Origin of the sequence: Achromobacter sp., from assembly GCF_036567245.1 — a bacterium.
Taxonomy (GTDB): domain Bacteria; phylum Pseudomonadota; class Gammaproteobacteria; order Burkholderiales; family Burkholderiaceae_B; genus Achromobacter.
In genome coordinates, this window is record NZ_DATCUY010000314.1 from 1 (window position 1) to 4039 (window position 4039).

The 4039-nt window shown below is 68.4% G+C and carries 5 protein-coding genes; 1 reads left to right on the forward strand and 4 read right to left on the reverse strand.

The window, feature by feature from the left end; all coding sequences use genetic code 11:
• Positions 1–568: amidohydrolase family protein (locus tag VIR09_RS13800; protein ID WP_332013370.1), on the reverse strand; the 568-nt coding region annotated here is incomplete at its 3' end.
• A 127-nt stretch (positions 569–695) separates the two neighbouring features.
• On the opposite strand from VIR09_RS13800, the gene VIR09_RS13805 reads away from it, so the two are divergent.
• Complete coding sequence (locus VIR09_RS13805) at positions 696–1661, forward strand: LysR family transcriptional regulator (RefSeq protein ID WP_332013371.1); 966 nt, start codon at positions 696–698, stop codon at positions 1659–1661.
• Between the two features lie 16 nt (positions 1662–1677).
• Here VIR09_RS13805 and VIR09_RS13810 read toward each other — a convergent pair whose 3' ends face one another.
• The 3 genes from VIR09_RS13810 to VIR09_RS13820 form a co-directional block, all read right to left on the reverse strand.
• A complete protein-coding gene (locus VIR09_RS13810; protein ID WP_332013372.1) occupies positions 1678–2121 on the reverse strand; it encodes an SRPBCC family protein in 444 nt (147 codons plus the stop codon).
• A 47-nt stretch (positions 2122–2168) separates the two neighbouring features.
• On the reverse strand, positions 2169–2999 hold the full coding sequence (locus VIR09_RS13815; protein WP_332013373.1) for a phosphoenolpyruvate hydrolase family protein: 831 nt from the start codon (positions 2997–2999) through the stop codon (positions 2169–2171).
• 11 nt (positions 3000–3010) lie between these two features.
• A partial coding sequence (locus VIR09_RS13820) for a Tm-1-like ATP-binding domain-containing protein (RefSeq protein WP_332013374.1) occupies positions 3011–4039 on the reverse strand: 1029 nt, incomplete at its 5' end.

Sequence of the window (4039 nt, forward strand, 5' to 3'; positions counted from 1 at the left end):
GGTACGCCAGGCCGGTGCTGAAACCCACCGCGCCGGCGGCCAGGGCCTCGTCCAGCATGCGCTGCATGCTTTCCTGCTCTTCGGCCGTAGGCTGCGCCGCGGGGTCGCGCATGGCGGCCAGACGCAGGTTGGCATGCCCCACCAGCGCCGCCACGTTGATCATGGGCTGCTGCGCGCGCAGCTCGCTGAAGTAGGCCTGCATGTCGGCGAACAGGGGCGTTTCCCCCAGCAGGGCCAGGGCCGCGGCAGTGTTGCCCGGCAAGGGCGCGGGCGCGCCGCTCACGCCGCAATTGCCCACCACCACCGACGTGATGCCTTGGGTGGTCTTCCATTCCAGGCCCGGACGCTCCACGAACATCAGGTCGTCATGGCCGTGCACGTCGATGAAACCGGGAGCCACGATCTTGCCGCGCGCATCCACCCGGCGCGCGGCCGGCACGCCCGCCAGATCGCCGATCGCGGCAATGCGCTCGCCCGCCACGCCGACGTCGGCACGTCGCCGGGGGCCGCCCAGGCCGTCGATGACCCAGCCGCCTTCAATGATCAGATCCAGAGATTCCTGCCGCATGGTGCTCCCGCCTTGAGGGTCTTGCCGGGGCCTGCACTTGAATCAGCGGCCGCCGAAAGGGTCTAGTATCGTCCGCCCGATCAATCTGGGAAAATTGTTTTTATTGATCCATCTATCATGATTTGAAATGAATCGTCTGCCCAAGCACGTCACGCTCAAGCACCTGACCGCGTTTGTCGCGGTGGCCCAGGAATCCAGCTTCACGCACGCGGCCAAGCGCCTGTTCCAGACCCAGTCGTCCGTAACCAGCCTGGTGCGGCAACTGGAGGACGCGCTGGCCACGCAGCTGTTCGCGCGCACCAGCCGGCGCGTGCTGCTGACGGCGGCGGGCGAGGAGTTCCTGCCGCGCGTCTTGCGGCTGCTGGCGGATTTCGATGGCGTGATAGACGATGTGCAGCGCTACGGCGCGCTGGAGCGCGGACGCGTCGGCGTGGCGGCGGCGCCATCGGCCATCACGCAGATCATCGCGCCTGCCGCTGCGGCCTTTTCCGCCCGCTACCCGGCAGTGCGGCTGTATCTCAGCGACGACAACTCCGGCCGCATCCAGCGCAAGGTCGCCGCGCGCGAAGTGGATTTCGGCCTGACCAGCCGCTGGGCCGACGCGCCCGGCCTGCAGTTCGACGCCCTGCTGGAAGACCGCTTCGGCGTGCTGTACCGGGAAGACGATGCCAGTCTGCGTCCCGCGCGCGACGGCGCCATGCGCTGGTCGGACCTGGCCGGCCGCAAACTGGTGGGGGTGGTGGACGAGACCGGCATCATGGCGCTCTTGCGGGCCCGCGCCGACCTGCCGATAGAGGCCGGCGCGCCCTTCTACGAAGCCTCCAGCACCACCTCGCAGGCGGCGCTGGTCAAGGCAGGCCTGGGCGTGGCGCTATTGCCGGCATTGGCCGCGCAGCGGGTGATGGAGCCCGGCCTGGCCTACGCCCTGCTGGCCCGGCCCACGGTGGTGCGCACGGTCTGCCTCATCCGCCACAAGGAATACCCTTTGAGCCCCGCCGCGCAAGCCCTGATCCACGCCATCCACGACTACCTGCGCACCGCGCAACTGCCGGCCGGTTGCAAGCGCATGCCGGCCAAAGGCTTGAAAGCGTAAAAGCAGCGCGGCGCGATCAGGCCGCGCGCAGCTTCTCGTCCAAGGCCGCCAGCCCTGCCGCGAACACGTTGCGGCCCACGGCGTTCGCGACGTCGCTCAATTCCGCGCCCTCGACGCGGAAGTCCGCCCACCATTCCACCAGCGTCTGGCCGCCTTCGGTGACGGCATGCAGCGACACGCCGGCGATGTAATCGCGCATGGGCAGGTCGGTCTCGATGATGGAATAGCGCAGCGCCGTGCCCGGATCGTCCAGCATCAGCAATTGCTCGCGGACGAAGCCGGAAGGCTTGAGCGACAGGTGCCGCACGCTGCCCACGGCGTCGTGGCGGCCGCCCTCTTCCAGGCGACTGTCGGCGATGCCGGGATGCCAGGCGGCCAGTCCGTTGAAATCGCGGAAGCTGGCCCAGACCTGCTGTAGCGGCGCGTGGATGATGGCGCTGACGTATACGGTGTGCGGCATGCGGACTCCTGCGGGCGCGCGGCCCAGGGATAGAGGGAACGACGGAATCAGAACGTCAGGTTCTTGAACTCGCGGGTGGCCGCGGTCAGCGCCTGTTCTGTAGGCAGCCGCTCCATCGAGCTGGCGCCGTAGAAGCCATGGCAGTGCTTGCACGCGCGCAGCACGTGAGCCGCGTCTTCGGGCGTGGCAATCGGGCCGCCATGGCACAGCACAATGATATCCGGCCGCACTGCCTGCGCAGCCGCGGCGATGCGGTCTATGGCCGCCACGCAATCGTCCAGCGTCTGCGCGGTTTCCGCGCCGATGGCGCCGCCGGTGGTCAGGCCCATGTGGGCCACGATGATGTCGGCCCCGGCCTTCGTCATGGCCACGGCGTCGTCCTCGTTGAACACATAGGGCGTGGTCAACATGCCCTTCTTGTGCGCCAGGCGGATCATATCGACTTCCAGCGCGTAGCCCATGCCGGTCTCTTCCAGGTTGGCGCGGAAGGTGCCGTCGATCAGGCCCACCGTGGGGAAGTTCTGCACGCCGGCAAAGCCCTGCCGCTTGAGGTCGTCGAGGAACAGGTCGAAATCGCAGAACGGGTCGGTGCCGTTGACGCCGGCCAGCACCGGCGTCTTCTTCACCACCGGCAGGACTTCGCGCCCCATGTCCACCACGATCTCGTTGGCGTTGCCGTAGGCCAGCAGGCCAGCCAGCGAGCCGCGGCCCGCCATGCGGTAGCGGCCCGAGTTGTAGATCACGATCAGGTCGATGCCGCCCGCTTCCTCGCACTTGGCCGACAGGCCGGTGCCCGCACCGCCGCCGACGATGGGCGTGCGCGCGCGCACCATGGCGCGATACTTGTCCAGGAGTTCGTTGCGGTCAAAGCGCGGCATGGCGGCGGTCCTCAGTGTGTAGCGATTTCAAGAAATTGGTCGACCGCGGTCTGCGCGAACAGCGGGTCGTTGATGTGGCAAGGCACGCGCACCAGGCGGCGATCGGCGGTCTGCACCAGGTTCGCCTCCAAGGCCGCGTACAGGGCCGCGTCGGCCTCCGGGTCCCAGAACGCCTGGCCCGGCGCGTCCAGCGCGGACACGCCGCCTTCCGGGATCAGGAATCGCACCGGCCCCTGGCATTGGTTCAGCCTGGCGGCGATCCACTCGCCCTGGCGGGTATTTTCTTCCACGGTGGTGCGCATCAGCGTCACCTGCGGATTGTGCGGATAGAACTTGCGGCCACGGTAGCGTTCCGGCACGGTGTCCATGGCGCCAAAGTTCACCATGTCCAGCGCGCCGCAGGAGCCCACATAGGGCAAACCGGTGCGGGCTACGGCGCCGAAACGGTCCTCGGTGCAGGCCAGCACGCCGCCGAACAGGAAGTCGCAGACCTCGGTGGTGGTCAGGTCCAGCACGCCGCCCAGCAAATGGCTGTCCAGCAGTTTTTCCATCGACTGCCCGCCCGTGCCCGTGGCGTGGAATACCAGGCAGTCGTAGCGGGACTCCAGCAGCGGCGTCACCTGTTGCACGCAGGCAGTGGTAACGCCGAACATGGTGATGCCCACCGCAGGCCGGCCATCATCGGCCACAGCGCTGGCGGCCTGCTTGAAGGCGCCGCCGATCGCGCCGGCGGCATTGGCCAGCACCCGGCGCGAAATGCGGTTCAGGCCGGCCACGTCGGTCACGGAATACATCATGGCAATGTCCGACGGCCCGACATAGGGTGCGACATTGCCCGAGGCCATCGTCGACACCATCAGCTTGGGCGTGCCGATGGGCAGCGCGCGCATGGCCGGCGTGATCAGGGCGGTGCCGCCCGAACCGCCCAGGCCTAGCAGCGCGCCGATCTCGGCATTGGCGGCCGCGTAGCGTTCGAAGGCCAGCGCCATGGCCGCGATGGCCGTGCCCCGGTCGCCGGTGAAGACCGCGCCGGCGCCGCC

What these genes read in the sequence shown, in the direction of transcription:
- VIR09_RS13805 (WP_332013371.1), top strand. Translation starts at nt 696, where the DNA reads ATGAATCGTCTGCCCAAGCACGTCACGCTCAAGCACCTGACCGCGTTT.
- VIR09_RS13815 (WP_332013373.1), bottom strand. Translation starts at nt 2,999, where the DNA reads ATGCCGCGCTTTGACCGCAACGAACTCCTGGACAAGTATCGCGCCATG.
- VIR09_RS13810 (WP_332013372.1), bottom strand. Translation starts at nt 2,121, where the DNA reads ATGCCGCACACCGTATACGTCAGCGCCATCATCCACGCGCCGCTACAG.